17 protein-coding genes are annotated in these 15,017 nt (G+C 60.6%); 6 read left to right on the top strand and 11 right to left on the bottom strand.

The annotated features are described in order from the left end of the window. Positions 1-52: 52 nt before the first annotated feature. The 4 genes from ACZCED_RS06685 to oah all read right to left on the bottom strand — a co-directional run bounded on the left by ACZCED_RS06685 (position 53) and on the right by oah (position 3,734). On the bottom strand, positions 53-484 hold the full coding sequence (locus ACZCED_RS06685; RefSeq protein ID WP_462969456.1) for a Zn-ribbon domain-containing OB-fold protein: 432 nt from the start codon (positions 482-484) through the stop codon (positions 53-55). Between the two features lie 53 nt (positions 485-537). Further along, positions 538-1,704 (bottom strand): thiolase C-terminal domain-containing protein, encoded by a 1,167-nt coding sequence (locus ACZCED_RS06680; RefSeq protein ID WP_462969457.1) that lies wholly within the window; start codon positions 1,702-1,704, stop codon positions 538-540. Between the two features lie 133 nt (positions 1,705-1,837). Continuing rightward, a complete protein-coding gene (locus ACZCED_RS06675; protein ID WP_462969458.1) occupies positions 1,838-2,587 on the bottom strand; it encodes an SDR family NAD(P)-dependent oxidoreductase in 750 nt (249 codons plus the stop codon). A gap of 13 nt (positions 2,588-2,600) precedes the next feature. Further along, positions 2,601-3,734: a 6-oxocyclohex-1-ene-1-carbonyl-CoA hydratase gene (oah, locus tag ACZCED_RS06670; protein ID WP_462969459.1), complete on the bottom strand. Its 1,134-nt coding sequence runs from the start codon at positions 3,732-3,734 to the stop codon at positions 2,601-2,603. A gap of 411 nt (positions 3,735-4,145) precedes the next feature. On the opposite strand from oah, the gene ACZCED_RS06665 reads away from it, so the two are divergent. The 5 genes from ACZCED_RS06665 to ACZCED_RS06645 all read left to right on the top strand — a co-directional run bounded on the left by ACZCED_RS06665 (position 4,146) and on the right by ACZCED_RS06645 (position 7,393). Beyond that, positions 4,146-4,700: an N-acetyltransferase family protein gene (locus ACZCED_RS06665; protein ID WP_462969460.1), complete on the top strand. Its 555-nt coding sequence runs from the start codon at positions 4,146-4,148 to the stop codon at positions 4,698-4,700. Between the two features lie 83 nt (positions 4,701-4,783). Beyond that, positions 4,784-5,419, top strand: coding sequence for a hypothetical protein (locus ACZCED_RS06660; RefSeq protein ID WP_462969461.1), 636 nt, complete (start codon positions 4,784-4,786; stop codon positions 5,417-5,419). A gap of 34 nt (positions 5,420-5,453) precedes the next feature. Further along, entirely contained in the window at positions 5,454-5,642 is a 189-nt protein-coding gene (locus ACZCED_RS06655; protein WP_464860469.1) for a hypothetical protein, read from the top strand. Positions 5,643-5,826: 184 nt separating this feature from the next. After that, on the top strand, positions 5,827-6,549 hold the full coding sequence (gene rnhA, locus ACZCED_RS06650) for a ribonuclease HI (RefSeq protein ID WP_462969463.1): 723 nt from the start codon (positions 5,827-5,829) through the stop codon (positions 6,547-6,549). Between the two features lie 307 nt (positions 6,550-6,856). Then, entirely contained in the window at positions 6,857-7,393 is a 537-nt protein-coding gene (locus ACZCED_RS06645; protein WP_462969464.1) for a PilZ domain-containing protein, read from the top strand. Positions 7,394-7,526: 133 nt separating this feature from the next. Here the strand turns inward: ACZCED_RS06645 and ACZCED_RS06640 are convergent, their stop codons facing one another. From ACZCED_RS06640 to ACZCED_RS06615, 6 genes are all read right to left on the bottom strand, one after another. Then, positions 7,527-8,669 (bottom strand): methionine aminotransferase, encoded by a 1,143-nt coding sequence (locus ACZCED_RS06640; protein ID WP_462969465.1) that lies wholly within the window; start codon positions 8,667-8,669, stop codon positions 7,527-7,529. A gap of 93 nt (positions 8,670-8,762) precedes the next feature. Beyond that, positions 8,763-9,773: a helix-turn-helix transcriptional regulator gene (locus ACZCED_RS06635; protein WP_464860468.1), complete on the bottom strand. Its 1,011-nt coding sequence runs from the start codon at positions 9,771-9,773 to the stop codon at positions 8,763-8,765. 6 nt (positions 9,774-9,779) lie between these two features. Next, positions 9,780-10,448, bottom strand: coding sequence for a class I SAM-dependent methyltransferase (locus ACZCED_RS06630; protein ID WP_462971593.1), 669 nt, complete (start codon positions 10,446-10,448; stop codon positions 9,780-9,782). Between the two features lie 119 nt (positions 10,449-10,567). Further along, complete coding sequence (locus tag ACZCED_RS06625; RefSeq protein WP_462971594.1) at positions 10,568-10,990, bottom strand: universal stress protein; 423 nt, start codon at positions 10,988-10,990, stop codon at positions 10,568-10,570. 128 nt (positions 10,991-11,118) lie between these two features. Continuing rightward, positions 11,119-11,574 (bottom strand): PaaI family thioesterase, encoded by a 456-nt coding sequence (locus ACZCED_RS06620; RefSeq protein ID WP_464860467.1) that lies wholly within the window; start codon positions 11,572-11,574, stop codon positions 11,119-11,121. A gap of 116 nt (positions 11,575-11,690) precedes the next feature. Continuing rightward, positions 11,691-11,987 carry an AF1514 family protein gene (locus tag ACZCED_RS06615; protein ID WP_462971596.1) on the bottom strand — a complete coding sequence of 99 codons (297 nt, stop codon included), beginning with the start codon at positions 11,985-11,987 and terminating at the stop codon, positions 11,691-11,693. Between the two features lie 162 nt (positions 11,988-12,149). On the opposite strand from ACZCED_RS06615, the gene ACZCED_RS06610 reads away from it, so the two are divergent. Continuing rightward, a complete protein-coding gene (locus ACZCED_RS06610; RefSeq protein ID WP_462971597.1) occupies positions 12,150-13,199 on the top strand; it encodes a galactose-1-phosphate uridylyltransferase in 1,050 nt (349 codons plus the stop codon). 69 nt (positions 13,200-13,268) lie between these two features. Here the strand turns inward: ACZCED_RS06610 and ACZCED_RS06605 are convergent, their stop codons facing one another. Continuing rightward, the gene (locus ACZCED_RS06605) at positions 13,269-14,807 is read right to left on the bottom strand and encodes a 2-isopropylmalate synthase (protein ID WP_464860466.1); all 1,539 of its coding nucleotides are present in this window, start codon (positions 14,805-14,807) and stop codon (positions 13,269-13,271) included. Between the last annotated feature and the right edge of the window lie 210 nt (positions 14,808-15,017).

Raw genomic sequence — 15,017 nt, 5'->3', positions numbered from 1 at the left:
CTTGTATTCCCCTTCTTTTTGGCTGGAGAGGGGAGGGTGAGTGGAAAAATGGTCAGGCTTTGTGAAACACGTAATTGACCCGTCCGTCGACCAGCGGGTTGGCTTTGGCCGACAGGGCCATGCCGATGGAGAGCTCGGATTCGGCAATGCCGGCGGCGATTCGTCCGAATACCTTATAGTCGCCGTAATCCACCAGGGCGATGGTATAGGGCAGGTCCCCTTCGAACCCTTTCGGGCCGAAGGCCAGGGTGCTGTAGGTGAGCAGTTTTCCCGCCCCCTGAACATCGAACCACTCCATTTTCGATGAGCGGCAGGTGCAGCAGTCCGCCCGGGGGGGGAAGAACGCCTTCCCACAGGACTGGCAGCGGGTGCCGGTGACCCTGCCCTGCTCCAGGTGGTCGATGAAGTCGTTGACCCGGGTGGTGCCGGTAAAACTGACCGTGCCGAATTTTCTGAACCGTTCGTCCTTTTCCTTCTTACCCATGGCTGTTTTTCCTTATCTTCACATGCCCGTCCACCCGTGTGGCCGGGATCGATTTATCTGGAAAGAATGGTCACGTTGCCGTAAAGTCCCACACCGCCGATGTTATGGACCAGTCCCACGGCGGCATCGGGCACCTGGATCTCACCGGCTTCGCCGCGCAACTGCAGCACGATGGTGCGGATCTGGCTGCCGCCGGTGGCGCCGATGGGGTGGCCCTTGGAGAGCAGTCCGCCGTCCACGTTCACCGGTATGCTTCCGCCCAGATAGGTCTCCTTGCCGTTGATCAGGTCGCGGCCTTCGCCGGGTCCGGCGAAGCCCAGGTCCTCGTAGGCCATCATTTCGGCAATCGTAAAACAGTCGTGGACTTCGGCCACGTCGATATCCTTGGGGCCGACACCGGCCATCTGGTAAGCCTGGGCGCCTGCCTGGCGCGCCACGGCCAACCCGTTGAAGAGATCCCTGCCGGCCAGGTTGACCGGCGCGGAGGCCGAACCGATGCCCCGGATCCACACGGGCTTGTCGCACAGGGATCTGGCTTTTTCAGCGCTGGCCACGATGATGCAGGAACTGCCGTCGGCATTGGCACAGCAGTCGCCCACCCGCAAGGGAGAGGCCACGGACCCGCTCATCATGTTTTCCGTGTCGGTGAACATCTCGGCAGTGACGGCCTTGCGGTAGACGGCCCGGTCGTTGAGCTGGCCGTAGGTGGAGGCTTTGACGCGAATGGCGGCCAGGTCTTCGGGCTTGGTGCCGTAGGCCTGCATGTGGGCCCGGGCGTACATGGCGTAGTAGGCGGGCATCATGGTGCCGAAGGGGCTCTCCCACTGGATGTCCGCACCGCGTCCCATGCGCTCCTGGGTTTCGGCGGAGGAGATCTCCGACATTTTCTGAAACCCGACCACGGCCACCACGTCGTGCAGCCCGGACTTGACCAGGCTGTAGGCCAGTTTCAGGCCCGTGCTGCCCGATGAGCACAGGGTTTCCACATAAAAGGTGGGACCGGGGTTGAGTCCCAGGTATTCGGCGAACACGCCGGCCGGTGAGCGCTGCAGGTCGTATTCCGGTGCCGAGCAGACCACCGAGGCGTCGATGTCTGCGGCGGTGATGCCGGCGTGGCCCAGGGCATCGGAAAAGCCTTCGAAGGCCAGTTCCCGCACCGATCCCGGGTAGAAACGTACGAAGGTGCTCTGTCCCGCACCGATAATGGCAACGTCATTCATAGTGGCAGTCCTCGGTAAAATAGGTTTTTAGGCTGCAGGTGGATCGTTTAAGTGCGATACGGCACACACCATCCGTGGCCCGATATGGAAAATCCGTCATCGGTCTTCCGACCGCCGACATCCGTCTTCTGACCTAAATGTACTGTCCGCCGTCAACCTTGATCACTTCGCCGGTGATGTGGCGGGCCTTGTCGGAAGCCAAAAAGGCGATCACCGATGCCAGGTCTTCGGGCTGGCCGATGCGCTTCAAGGCCATTTCGCCCATGGCCAGGTCGACGATCTTGTCCCTGGCCTCGGAATTCTTGAGCATGGCGGTTTCGATCAGGCCCGGGGCCACGGCGTTGACATTGACGCCGAAAGCGCCCAATTCCTTGGCCACGGCCTTGGTGTAGCCGATGATGCCCGCCTTGGAGGCCGAGTAGTTGGTCTGCCCGAACTTGCCCCGCATGCCGTTGATGGAGGTGACGTTGATGATCTTGCCGTACTTCTGCTCCTTGAGCAAGGGCGCCACCTGGCGGGTGAAGTTGAAATACCCCTTCAGGTTGACGGCGATCACCCGGTCCCACTGCTCCTCGGACATTTTCCAGCAGACGCCGTCCCAGTTCATGCCGGCGTTGTTCACCAGGATATCGATGCGGCCGAATGCGTCCACGGCCGCCTTGACCGCGGCTTCGGCTTCGGCGAAGACCGCAATGTCGCAGGCCACGCAGACGGCCTTGCGGCCCATCTTCTCAATCTGTTGCGCAACAGCCCTGGCCTCTTCTTCATGGCGTCGATAGGTGAGGCAGACGTTGGCGCCTTCTTTGGCCAGCTCCAGGCTGGCGGCCGTGCCGATCCCCTGGGACCCGCCGGTGACGATGGCATTTTTACCTTCCAGCAGCATATGCGTTTCTCCCTTATGTCGTTGGGCGGCCAAGTACGGCGGCCATGAATTCGACGTCGAAGGCATCCCCGGCGGCCTGGCGGCGCCGGTACTCGATGAAGTCGATGGTATCCTTGCCGGTGATCTTTTTGGTGTTGAAGGCGTTGAAACCCAGGAAGGCTTCGCCGTTCATGTTGGCGGCCAGCCAGTGGCGGTTGATGACCTTGGCCTGATCCCAGAAGAACTTCTTTTTAAGGCGAATGCCTTCCACGCTCTTGATCAGGCACCCCGGAAAGAGGTTGGTATAGGTCCAGAGTATGCGGTTGACTTCGTTGTCCAGCCGCTCGAAATCGGTCTTGGCAGTCTTGACGTAGGCCCGGGCCTGCTTGGCCGCATCCCCGGTCTTGTACTCGCCGTAGACGATTTCACCGTCGGCCACATAACGATCGGTCTGGATGGCGGGATTGCGCACCCACCCATCGGCATCCTTGATGACCGGGACGCATTTGGAGATCAAGCCCAGCCGCTGCATCTTGTAGGCGCTCCACATCTCGCAGGAGACGCAGTTCCACATGGCCAGCTCCATGGGCAGCATCCAGGGCAGGAAATCGCTGCTGCCGCCGTCGGGTGCGCTGCCGTGCCGGGGGCCGGCCTGGCCGAAGATGGCCAGGTCGCTGGACAGGGTCAGGTCGCAGGCCATGCCGATCTCCTGGCCGCCCGCCACGCGCATGCCGTTGACCCGGCAGATGGTGGGTTTCTTGCAGCCGAGGATGCCGTCGACCATGGCGTTGAACAGATCCATGTAAAGCCCGTATTCGTTAGGCCGCTTTGCATAATACTCGGCATACTCCTTGGTGTTGCCGCCGGTGCAAAACGCCTTGTCGCCCATGGCGGTGAAGACCGCGGCCACGACAGAACTGTCGGCGGAAGCGCGATGGAACCCGGCGATGACGCCCTTGACCATTTCGGTGGTATAGGAGTTGTACTGTTTCGGGTTGTTCAGGATAATCCAGGCCGAGTAAAGGCCGTCAACCGGATTTCCCGACGGATCCAGGATGGGGCGTTTTTCGAACATGACTCCCGGTGCCTCGCTGGAGAAGTGTTCCTCGCTCCACAGGTGATGGTTCTTGATACCGGATTCTCTCGGCAGCCAACTCAGGTCACTCATCGTTACCTCCCTTTGGGCGGCTCGCTTACAGACCGCAGGTTAAGGAATCGCTTTGTTCCGGTGATACCGGGACGTATGGTTCGGGGGACAAGCTGGACGACATCAGTTTTGAAACAAAATCAAATAATGGATAAAATTCATTTGATAAAAGGTTACATATTAGCTATATATTAGCTACGAATAGGGTTAGTCAAGAAAAAAAACCAGCCTGTTTGATATCCTTTTTACGGGCAGGCGGTTGACATGATCGCCCGGCCAGCGGACATCTTCCGCCCATCGCTTTCCTGACGGGCGGATTGCCTTCCGGATGGCCGTGCGATGGGTGCGGAAACCTTGACTGCACCGCTCCGAACCGGTTAGTTCATAACATTCTGGGGCCGACTGACACCATCGGCCAAGGAGGTCGAGACCGTGAGATACCCGAAAGAGTGTGTCCTGAAGGAGTGTGTGGAGGCGGTGATCCGCCCGTTGGAACCCGGAGACCGGCCGCTTCTGGATGCATTTTACCGCCGGATTCCCGAATCGGACCGCTGGTTCATGAATTACGATGTCATGGACACGGCGGTGATGGACATGTGGTTCGACGCCGTGGAAAAAGGCAACATCTGCTCCATCCTGGCCTTCTGCAACGAGACGGTCGTGGGGCAGGGGAGCCTTTATCTGCGCGGTTTCGGCGCCACCAGCCATGTGGGGCGATTCCGCATCGTGGTCCTGCCCGAATACCGGCAGATGCGCCTGGGCACCTGGCTGCTGCTGGACCTGATTCAACTGGCCATGGACCGGAACCTGGAGATGCTGCGGGCGGACCTGGTGGCCGGCGTCGAGGACGGCGCCATCGAAGCCGTCAAGAAGTTCGATTTTTTCAAGTTTGCCGAACTCAAGGAGTATATGAAGGATATCCAGGGCAACCGCCAGGACCTGGTGATCATGGTCAAACGACTGCACAAGGAGTGGAGTGACTTCTGACCGCATGCGGGTCCACGTCCGGCGGCATTCACGCCTATCCGGACAGTTGCGGCATCCCATCACCATGGAGAAGGCAGACGCTTTTGAACGATCCCATGCCAAAGGAGACGGTCCGGTCCACCCCGGTCGGTCCGGTACAGATTCGGTCCTTCTGCACCCCCGATGAAATCCGAACCTATCGTTTCGACGATCAGTTCGGCACCCATGCCCAGTACAAATCCATTTACACCAAAAGAGAAACCCTTGAAAAGCATGCCGCCCGGACGGATGCCAATGTGGTGCTCGCCCTGACGGACAACCGGAATATCGTGGGATTCGGCGTTTTCAGCCAACCGGAGGCCGACGAGCGGTGGGCGGAGCTGGGGCCGGGCAAGATGATGGAGGTAAGGGCGGTGGAGGTGAGCCGAATCCTTCGATCCTGCAGGATCGCGGGAGACATGGTCCGCCTGATGCTGACCCACCCGAAGATCGAACGCATGATTGCCTACATGGTCGGCTATTCATGGACCTGGGACCTGGATGGGTCGGGCATGAACGCCCAGCAATACCGCAACATGCTCATCCGGCTGTTCAGCCCCCACGGTTTTATCGAACTGCAGACCAACGAGCCCAATATCTGCCTGAAACCCGAAAACCTCTTCATGGGTCGCATCGGCAGCGAGGTGTCAGACGCGCTTCGCCAGGATTTCAAGTGGCTCCGGTTCGGGATTTCCCCCTGACCGGATCCGGCACCCTCCTTTTCAGGAGCAGCCAATGACAGCTTTTTTTTCAGGCCCGCCACTGCTTGTCCATCTGGTGATCATTGCCATGGTCAACGGGTTCTTTTTCCCGATCATCTACAACTGGTCGGGCTCCCTTCTGTATGCCTTTCTCATCAGCGTGGGCATCCTTTGTGTCTACGGATTGATGGCCATCTGGCTGTTCGGCAAAAGAAAACGGTGACCCGCGGGCGGGCAACCGTTCGTCCGCCCCAGGTCGGCGGATGAAATCGACCATTGCCAAGCACCGGTCATGTCGGGTATAGAACCCCTTTCCAAAACGGCGGGACAGGACAACGGACAGTCAATCGAACCCATCTATTTAGCCGTCTCAGCGGCTTGCCGCGGGACGGATGTGATCAATCGTCATGCCCAAGAAAAAATACTATGCCGTTGCCGTCGGCAGGCGGCCGGGCGTCTATACCCAGTGGTTCGGCGATGACGGCGCCCAGAAACAGGTGGTCGGTTTTCAAGGCGCCCGGTACAAGGGCTTTGCGACGCGCGAGGAAGCCCTGGAGTTTATCCGGGACCGGCGTTCAGGCGAAAAGCCGCGCGCCACGCCGTCACGACCAAAAAAACCCCGATCGACCGCCGCACAACAGGCGACCCCGACGGCAGCCCTTGCCGGGCGAACCGTCATTTACACGGATGGCTCCAGCCTGGGCAATCCCGGTCCCGGCGGCTACGGGGTGGTCATTTCGTCGTCCGGGGAAGAGAGGGAACTCTCCGGCGGCTTTCGTCTGACCACCAACAACCGCATGGAGCTGTTGGCCTGCATCGTCGGTCTCGAACAACTCGAAATCCCCTCGGCGGTCGCCCTGTACAGTGATTCGCGCTACGTGGTGGATGGCATCACCAAGGGCTGGGCGAAAAAATGGCAGGGCAACAACTGGCGCAAGAGCAACGGCGGGCAAGCCCTGAACATCGATTTGTGGGAGCGCCTGCTGTCACTTTGCCACCGGCACGACGTCCATTGGGTCTGGGTCAAGGGGCATGCGGGCAACCCCGGAAACGAGCGATGCGACCAGCTGGCCACCCAGGCGGCCGCCTTGCCGGATCTGCCTCCGGATGTCGGTTATGAGCCGCAATAGCGGGAGTATTTCCCGCCGCTTGCGGCGGGGCTGGCGGGCAAACTGAAAATCGATATTCATCCTTGCGGCGAACCCCCGCGGCTTGCCGCGTAAAGGGTTCAACCCGGAACTTCTCCAACCGGCCGAAGCCGATCGTGTCCACGATATGGCAGCGCGTCGCCCGGCGGCAGATGCCGTGCGGACGGAAGCGGCGCCTGGCCGTGGTTGCCAGACCACGCACCCCGCAGATTCCCTCTCAAGTATTTCGATTGCGTGGCGATACAAATATCAAGATGTCAAATAGATTAGGATAAATAAGGAGCGCTTCATGGTTCCGGAAGCAAAGTCATCACCGAAACCCCCTGCCGCGGGCGACGTGGCCGTTGAAAAGAAAGAACACCGGATTTTCATCAATGACCGGGGAGAGGGGACGTTTATCTGTCCGGCCTGCGACAAAGGCGTCATCAAGGACTTGAGCCAGTTCGCCGAGACCCGCACCGCGGTCCGGCTCAAATGCAAATGCAGCTGCGGCAACGCCTACCGGGTGCTGTTGGAACGCCGGCGCCATTTCAGAAAGCCGGTGAACCTGGTGGGTACCTATGTATTTCAGGACGTCAAAGGTGATCCGGTCAAAGGATTGATCCGGATACGGGATATCTCCCAGTCGGGCATCCAGTTTTCGGTCAACAGCATGCCCGAATTCAAAGTGGGGGATAGACTGACCATCGAATTCACCCTGAACGACGAAGACCGCTCACAGATTCGCGAAGCGGGCATCGTCCAGCGCATCCATTCCAACATCGTGGGTTTGGACTTCCAAACCACCGACCACTACGGCAAGCTGGGCCGTTTTCTGTTCCGATAACCCTCCCGGACGACCCGGCCGCCATCTTGCCATCGGCATGTGTCCAGGCCGGCAATTCATCTCAGGTAACCTATACCCGCTGCGGCGGAACATACCCCGCGGCCGGCCGCAAGGAGGTCCGATCGGCGATGTTTCAGATCCTGCACAATATCTCCGCCGCTTGTTCCAGGGTTTCATCTTTCTTGGCAAAGCAGAACCGCAGGACCCGGTTGTCCTGTCCGTCGTGGTAAAATGCCGACGGCGGGATGGCCGCCACTTTGTGCACCCGGGTCATCTGGCGGGCAAAGGCCACCTCGTCCAGGTCGGAAATGGCTGAATAGTCCATCATCTGGAAATAGGTGCCGTGGCAGGGCAGGGGCTTGAACCGTGAGTTGCCGAGCAGGGAGAGGAACCGATCCCGCTTTTTCTGGTAGAACGCCGACAGCCCGAGATACAGGGATTTGTCCGCCAGCATATCGGCATAGGCCCATTGGATGGGAGTGTTCGAGGCAAAGGTAAGAAACTGGTGAATCCGCTGGATCTCTCGCGTAAGGCCTGGCGGTGCCACGCAGTAGCCGATTTTCCAGCCGGTGGTGTGGTAGGTCTTGCCGAAGGAGCTGATCACGAAGCTTTTTGCGTACAGCATAGGGTCTTTCAACAGGCTTTCGTGGGCCAGGCCGTCAAAGATGATGTGTTCGTAGACTTCATCGGAGACGATAAAGATATCCCGGTCCGCCACGATCCGCCTCAAGGCCGCGATGTCCGCCGGCGAGAGCACGGTCCCCGTGGGGTTGTGCGGCGAGTTGATGATGATCAGCCGCGTTTTCTCGCCGATGGCATCGTCGACCTCATCCCAGTCGATAAGGTAGCCGGGCGTTTTCATGGAGAGATAGACCGGCGTCCCGCCGTTTAGGCGGATGGCCGGTACATAAGAATCGAAAGCCGGTTCGAAAACCACGACCTCATCACCCGGGCGGACCACGGCAGTAATGGCGGCAAACAAGGCCTCGGTGGCCCCCGAGGTGATGGTGATTTCCCGGTCCGGATCGACCGGGTTGCCGTAAAGATCGGCAACTTTCTCGGCGATGCGCTGCCGGAGCAGGGCCACCCCCTGCATGGGCGCATACTGGTTGCGGCCGGCCCGCATGTGCGCAAGGACGCGGTCGATCAGCGCCGGGGGCGTATCGAAATCGGGAAACCCCTGGGAAAGGTTGACGGCGCCCTGTTCGGCGGCCAGGGCGGACATGACCGCAAATATGGAGGTTCCCACATCCGGCAGTTTGGAAGTGATCGTCATCGGAGCGGTCTCCCTTGAACCTCGCTGGTCAGCGTATCTCCGCTGCCTGCAGCGGAGTCGGCCGACGAACTGAAAATCGTGTAATGGGCGTGGTTAAACCGCGTCGGGGTCCTCGTCGCCAGGCGAATCCGCATAGTGGGCCGCCATGGCGGCCGCATGGTCTGCCACGGTCCGGCGAAGTGCCGCCGGTTCCAGCACCTGTGCCCCGGCGCCCCAGCGCAGGACCCAGTGGCTGATCTCTTCGACGCCGGCCACGGTGGCGGTGAAAATCAAGGTGCCGTCGGCCTGGTCCGACAGGTGCTGGCTCGGGTGCCAGATGCGCTCGCGGACGTAGCCGGCCACCGATGGGAGAAAGCGGATCTTCACCGTCACCGGCGGTCCCTGGTAGATGCCGAAGCTGTCCTGCAAAAAGGCCTGCAGGTCGAATTCCTCGGGGATCAGAAAGCCCTCATCCCTGACTGTCACCGACTTGATGCGATCCACGGCAAAGGTCCGCACTCCTTTTCTCAGGGTGCAATAGCCGATCAGGTAGAGGGTGTCCTCCACGTGGCGCAGCCGGTAGGGATGGACCGTCCGCCGGCTCTCCTTCTGGCGGCCCATGGAGAAATAGACCATGCGGATCTGTTTTTCGTCGATGATCGCCCGGTTCAGCTCGGCGATGACCGGACCGGACCGGGTATAGTCCTTCCTCGGCGCCGGACCGGCATCCACCCGGTCGCGGACCCGGTCCAGGTAGTCGATGTAGGCGGAGGGCAGGGTGGCCTCGATCTTGGACAGCAGGGAATCGATGGCGTCGTAAAAGACGGTTCCCCGGTAGGTCTTGAGCATGTCCTTGCCGAAGTAGAGGGCCATCAGTTCGGGGATGCTGAAGGCCAGGGGAACCTGCTGCCGGCCGGCATTCAGGATGTGCCAGTAACTGCGGTTGTCGCGGGTTTCGGTGGTGATGGGGAATCCGCCGGCCTGCAGCGCCTCGAGATCCCGGTAGACGGTCCGCGGGGTGCAGCCCAGCCGGTCGGCAAGGTCGGGAACAGTTTTGCCGTGGGTGGAGGCCACCAGGGTCTGGATGATCTTCCACTGCCGGCTCAGCTGGTCGCCTCTGGCCATGTGAGATCAGCTTTCCATGGGGCGTTCGTCCCTGCGCTGCAGCCGGAACAGGATCAGGTGCTTGTCTCCCTGGTCGGAGCGAAGGGCCTGCCGCCGGGCCTGGACGTCGTAGCGGCTGCGCATGCGGTCCCAGAAGTCAACACCGGTGCGGCGCACCCCTTCGGCCAGGATGATGGTTCCGCCGGGATTCAGGTAGCGGTCGAACATGGCCTCCAGACCGTCGATGTCTTCGGTTTTGTAGACGGTTTCGGATCCCACGATCGTGTCGAAGCGGCCATCCAGCTGCGGGGCGTTCCAGTCCAGCCGTTGGATGGGCAGCTGCGGGCAGTCGTTGGCCAGGGCGTTGGCCCGGGCGAAATTGAGGGCATCGGGGTTGAGTTCGGTCATGGTGATGCGATGGCCTGCCCTGGCGGCGGCAATGCCCACCATCCCCAGGCCGCATCCGATTTCCAGCATGGTTTTCATGGGGTCCGGCGGCATGCCGGAGAGGTAGCTGGCCAGGACCCCGGAGGCTTCCCAGATTTTGGCCCACAGGGGGAAGTTGTCCATCACGTCGTCCGGATTGATGAAGCGGTCGATGGATGCGGGCGTGAACAGCTTCAGCGTTTGCCCGTTGATCGTCACCGGCGTGGTGACCGTATCGTAGTCTCGGTGAAACTGCTCCAGTGAGAACATGCGCGATGGGGTTCCATTTGCTTTTTTTAGAGGTTTCAGCGGACCACGAGACATGTTGAGCCAACAGTTAACGCTGTCCGGTCAGGCGCAATCGGTTTTCAACAGCCTTGCAAAAGGAGTCAGCGGACCACCAGGACCGGGCAGGGTGCCTGCTGAAGCACCCGGTGCGCCACGCTTCCCAGCAGCAGCCCCTTGAGGTCGGACCGGCCGCGGGAGCCCATGATGATCATTTCACAGCTTTCGACCTGGGCGACGTCGCAGATTTTGTCGGCCGGCGGCCCTTCCATGATCAGATCGGTGACCTCGACGCCGTTTTCGGTCAGGGTCGACCGGAACGGTTCCAGCAGCGCGCTGGAATCAACCATGATCCTGTCGATGGCTTTTTGAAAATAGGGTTCGCCCAGCTTTACCGGGAAGGGCCGGTGGCAGTGCAGCAAAAGCACGCGGGCGCGCATCAGGCCCGCCATTTTCAATGCGTAGGCCGTCGCCCGGGCGGCATGTTCCGATCCGTCGACCGGCAGCAGGATAACCGGTGCTGTCATGGCGCACCTCCTTTTTTAAAGAGCCCACAGACCGTCACGATACCGGCGTGTCATGGGGTTGACGCCGATATCCGTCCTTCTTTTTTCAGCATAGCCGGGACGCGCCTTCCTGTCAAAGCCCCGGGGCGTCAGCGCAGCATGTTTTCCGGCATCCGGACCGCCACCACCTCGCCCTTGGCGCACACCTGGCCCCCGGCTGAAACCGTTGCCGATACGACCACCTTCTTCTCTTTCAATTCTTTGATCACCCCGCGGATTTCCAGTTCGGCGTCGATCGGGGTCGGACGCAGGTAGTCGACGTGCAGCGATGCGGTGACGAATCGGAACGGGGCCTCGTCCGGCCGGGCCCGTCCGGCGGCGGCCGAGGCCGAACCGGTGCCGTGGCAGTCGATCAAGGAGGCCAGGAGACCGCCGTATACATAGCCGGGTATGGCCATGTGGCTTGCCCTGGGCCGAAACCGGGCAACCGTCTCGTCACCGTCCCAATAGCTCTTCAACTGCAGGCCATCCGGATTGAGTCGTCCGCATCCATAGCAGTGGCTCAGTTCATCGGGGTAGTTGTTCTGGAAAGCGATTTCACTCATGGTGCTCCTTTCACGTCTGTGCACAGCGGTTCCGGGTCAGATCTCCCAGGGAGGTTGACTGGCGCAGGGTCTGTCTGTCGAATCGTTCGGTGCCGGAGAATTCAGTGGCGGTGGGGCTAAGGTTGCGTCAGGTAGATGAAAACATACTGTTCGTCATTGATGTCGACGGTCATGTCGCAATTGCGGGATTGGGCATAATTGAGCCAACCCGGTTTTCCGGGGCTGCCGCAGTCGATCTTGGGGTGCGATTCGCCGGTCGTGGCATCATACCATGAAATCAGCATGGGGTCCGGACACAGCGATTTCACCTTTTCGTCGGCCATGGACTGGGCGGCTGGAAAATCCAGATCGGGTTCGTCGGTCCTGATTTTAACCGGGTTGATCAGTTGGTATTTCAATGGCGCCTTTGCCATTTACACCTCCTTTCTTGGGATTGAAGGTCAGACAAAGCTTGCATGTAATACGGCAGGAAAAAAAAATCAATAGCCGTGAAAACCAGCCGGACGGATCGGTTTGAAGTGGCCTGCGCCATGTGATACGCTGAGTCAAGCGATACCGTCCCCAAGGAGGATGCGGTGAACAAATCCCCTGTTCTTCCCGACAGCTGGTTCTCGACGGAAACGGTTCAGGCCCGGTTGATGGACCCTCGCGGCGACCTGGCTGAACGCGCCATCCAGATCCGCCGCAACCCTGTTTCCGGCCGCACCAGTCGAATTGCCTTCAGCCGGGTGAATGAAAAAGAAGCGGGGGTCGATCGCCTGCCTGCGCCGCCGCCGGATGCGGACCAAACAACGCGCTGCCCTTTCTGCCGTCCCCAGGTGATGACGCAGACGCCGCAGCTGATCCCCCAGATCCATCCTGACGGACGCATGAGGCGCGGTGAATCGCTTTTGTTTCCCAACCTGTTTCCCTACGGCGCCTATTCGGCGGTGAGCCTGTTCGACAACACGCATTTCGTGGAGATCGGCACGGCCGTTGAAAGCAGCTACACGGACTGCCTGGTCAATTGTGCCGACTATTTAAAGCGGGTGCACCGGCACGACCCGTCGGCGGTGCACATGGCGATCACCCAGAACCACCTGCCATCGGCAGGCGGGTCCATGGTCCACCCCCACCTGCAGGTCCACGCCGACCGCATCGGCGCCAATCACCAGCGGTTCCTCCACGAACGCGCCCTGGCTCACCGGCAGGCCTGCCGGCGAGGGTTGTTCAGCGACTATGCCGCCCACGAAGTCAGGCTACGGGAACGATACATCGGCAACACCGGTCCGTGGGTATGGATGGCGGCTTTTGCACCGGAAGGGTTTTTCGAGATCTGGGCCGTCTATCCCGGAACCACCTCCCTGCTCGTGCTGGACGAAAGCGACTGGCACCATCTGGCCGTGGGCATGATCCGGGTACAGCGACTCTATCGCAGCCTGAACCGCAACGGGTACAATTTCGGCCTGCTCGCGGTGGAAACGCCCCAAAGTGCGCTCGAGCTGCGGGCCGTGATGGTGGTTCGATCCAACTACGCCCCCTGGACCCGCAGCGACCACACCGGCTTCGAAGTCATGCTGGGCGACATGGCCACCTTCACCGCCCCGGAAGAGACCGCACGACTGGCCCGCGCCTTCTGGCAATGACGGCGAAGATCATTTCCAGATTCCCGATCAACGCTGCTGACACCGGCCATCCGCCATTCATCTAACGATCTAGAGCGTCTGCGATGCCTTTACCGGGTGCGCCTTGAGATACTCCAGCCGGTTCAACCCGTTGATGTAGGCCTTGGCGCTGGCAGTGATGATGTCCGGATCGGAACCGCGGCCCAGGGCCATCAACCCGTTTTCACGCAGGCGTACGGTCACCTCGCCCTGGGCGTCGGTGCCGCCGGTCAGGGCGCTGACGGTAAAGCGCAGCAGTTCGGCCTTGGCATTGGTCAGCTCGGCGATGGTGTTGTAGGCCGAGTCGATGGGGCCGTTGCCGTAATTGGCGCCCTGGACGGAGCGGCCGTTGATGGAGAGCCGCACGCTGGCCATGGGCAGGACCGTGGTCCCGCAGGTGACGTGCAGGTATTCCAGCGAGAAGACTTCGGCGGACCTGAGCACGCCTTCGGTGACCAGGGCCTCCAGGTCTTCGTCCATGACGTGCTTTTTCTTGTCGGCCAGGGTCTTGAACTGTTTGAAGACCGTCTTGAGTTCCTCTTCGGAAAGGTCGTAGCCCAGGTTCTTCAGGTGCGTGTACAGGGCGTGGCGGCCCGAATGCTTTCCCAGGACCAGCTGGTTGCGGCTCAGGCCGATGGTTTCCGGCTTCATGATCTCATAGGTCATGGGGTTCTTGAGCATGCCGTCCTGGTGGATGCCGGCTTCGTGGGCAAAGGCATTGGCCCCCACGACCGCCTTGTTGGGCTGGACCATGATGCCGGTGATCATGCTCACCAGCCGGCTGGTCGAATAGATGTGCTGGGTCTGGATGCCGGTGTCGAAAGGCATGAGGTTCCGGCGGGTGTGCAGGGCCATGATCACCTCTTCCAGGGAGGTGTTGCCCGCCCGCTCACCGATGCCGTTGATGGTCACTTCGGCCTGCCGGGCGCCGGCATTCACAGCGGCGATGGTATTGGCCGTGGCCAGACCCAGGTCGTTGTGGCAGTGGACGCTCAAGGTGGCCTTGTGCATGTTGGCGGTGTTGGCCATCACATACCTGACCATCTCCTCGAACTCCTGGGGGATGGCATAGCCCACCGTGTCGGGCAGGTTGATCGTGGTGGCGCCGGCTTCGATGGCTGCGCCGAACACCTTGCACAGGTAGTCCCGGTCGCTGCGGGAGCCGTCTTCGGCCGAAAACTCCACGTTGTCGGTGAAGGTCTTGGCGTACTTGACCGCATCGACCGCCGCCTTGAGCACCTCCTCCCGGGACATCTTCAGCTTGTAGTCCAGATGAATGTCCGAGGTGGCGATGAAGGTGTGAATCCGGGGGTTGGCCGCATGCTTGATGGCGCCCCAGGCCTGGTCGATATCGCTCTTGTTGGCCCGCGCCAGGCCGGCTACCTGAGTGGTCTTGAGCCGTTTGGCGATTTCCGAGACCGCCTCGAAGTCTCCTTCCGAGGCGGCGGGAAAGCCCGCTTCGAGAATGTCTACGCCCAGCTTTTCCAATTGGACGGCCAGCCGCAATTTCTCATTGGTGTTCATACTGGCGCCGGGACTCTGTTCGCCATCCCGCAAGGTGGTGTCGAATATTTTAATGCGTTCGGTCATTGCTGTTCTCCTTGACATCGCGTTTTCATTTTTAATGCACAGCCTGGTTAAAGCGCGCCTGCCCGTTTTCACGGCTATCCCGGCAGGTTCGCTCAGGGGAGGGAACCTGCCAACGGCCCGGCAGGCAGGCGCTAAATCAAATGGCGGTTCACGATCATGGCGGGATCGCGATCCGACAACGCCGGTATACCAAAGCACCTCGCGCCATCG

It is taken from the genome of Desulfosarcina sp. (assembly GCF_055467485.1).
This window is presented reverse-complemented; position numbering and strand designations above follow the sequence as displayed.

What these genes read in the sequence shown, in the direction of transcription:
- ACZCED_RS06685 (WP_462969456.1), bottom strand. Translation starts at nt 484, where the DNA reads ATGGGTAAGAAGGAAAAGGACGAACGGTTCAGAAAATTCGGCACGGTC.
- ACZCED_RS06655 (WP_464860469.1), top strand. Translation starts at nt 5,454, where the DNA reads ATGACAGCTTTTTTTTCAGGCCCGCCACTGCTTGTCCATCTGGTGATC.
- ACZCED_RS06605 (WP_464860466.1), bottom strand. Translation starts at nt 14,807, where the DNA reads ATGACCGAACGCATTAAAATATTCGACACCACCTTGCGGGATGGCGAA.
- ACZCED_RS06615 (WP_462971596.1), bottom strand. Translation starts at nt 11,987, where the DNA reads ATGGCAAAGGCGCCATTGAAATACCAACTGATCAACCCGGTTAAAATC.
- ACZCED_RS06630 (WP_462971593.1), bottom strand. Translation starts at nt 10,448, where the DNA reads ATGTTCTCACTGGAGCAGTTTCACCGAGACTACGATACGGTCACCACG.
- ACZCED_RS06680 (WP_462969457.1), bottom strand. Translation starts at nt 1,704, where the DNA reads ATGAATGACGTTGCCATTATCGGTGCGGGACAGAGCACCTTCGTACGT.
- rnhA (WP_462969463.1), top strand. Translation starts at nt 5,827, where the DNA reads ATGCCCAAGAAAAAATACTATGCCGTTGCCGTCGGCAGGCGGCCGGGC.
- ACZCED_RS06640 (WP_462969465.1), bottom strand. Translation starts at nt 8,669, where the DNA reads ATGACGATCACTTCCAAACTGCCGGATGTGGGAACCTCCATATTTGCG.
- ACZCED_RS06635 (WP_464860468.1), bottom strand. Translation starts at nt 9,773, where the DNA reads ATGGCCAGAGGCGACCAGCTGAGCCGGCAGTGGAAGATCATCCAGACC.
- ACZCED_RS06625 (WP_462971594.1), bottom strand. Translation starts at nt 10,990, where the DNA reads ATGACAGCACCGGTTATCCTGCTGCCGGTCGACGGATCGGAACATGCC.
- ACZCED_RS06620 (WP_464860467.1), bottom strand. Translation starts at nt 11,574, where the DNA reads ATGAGTGAAATCGCTTTCCAGAACAACTACCCCGATGAACTGAGCCAC.
- oah (WP_462969459.1), bottom strand. Translation starts at nt 3,734, where the DNA reads ATGAGTGACCTGAGTTGGCTGCCGAGAGAATCCGGTATCAAGAACCAT.
- ACZCED_RS06645 (WP_462969464.1), top strand. Translation starts at nt 6,857, where the DNA reads ATGGTTCCGGAAGCAAAGTCATCACCGAAACCCCCTGCCGCGGGCGAC.
- ACZCED_RS06675 (WP_462969458.1), bottom strand. Translation starts at nt 2,587, where the DNA reads ATGCTGCTGGAAGGTAAAAATGCCATCGTCACCGGCGGGTCCCAGGGG.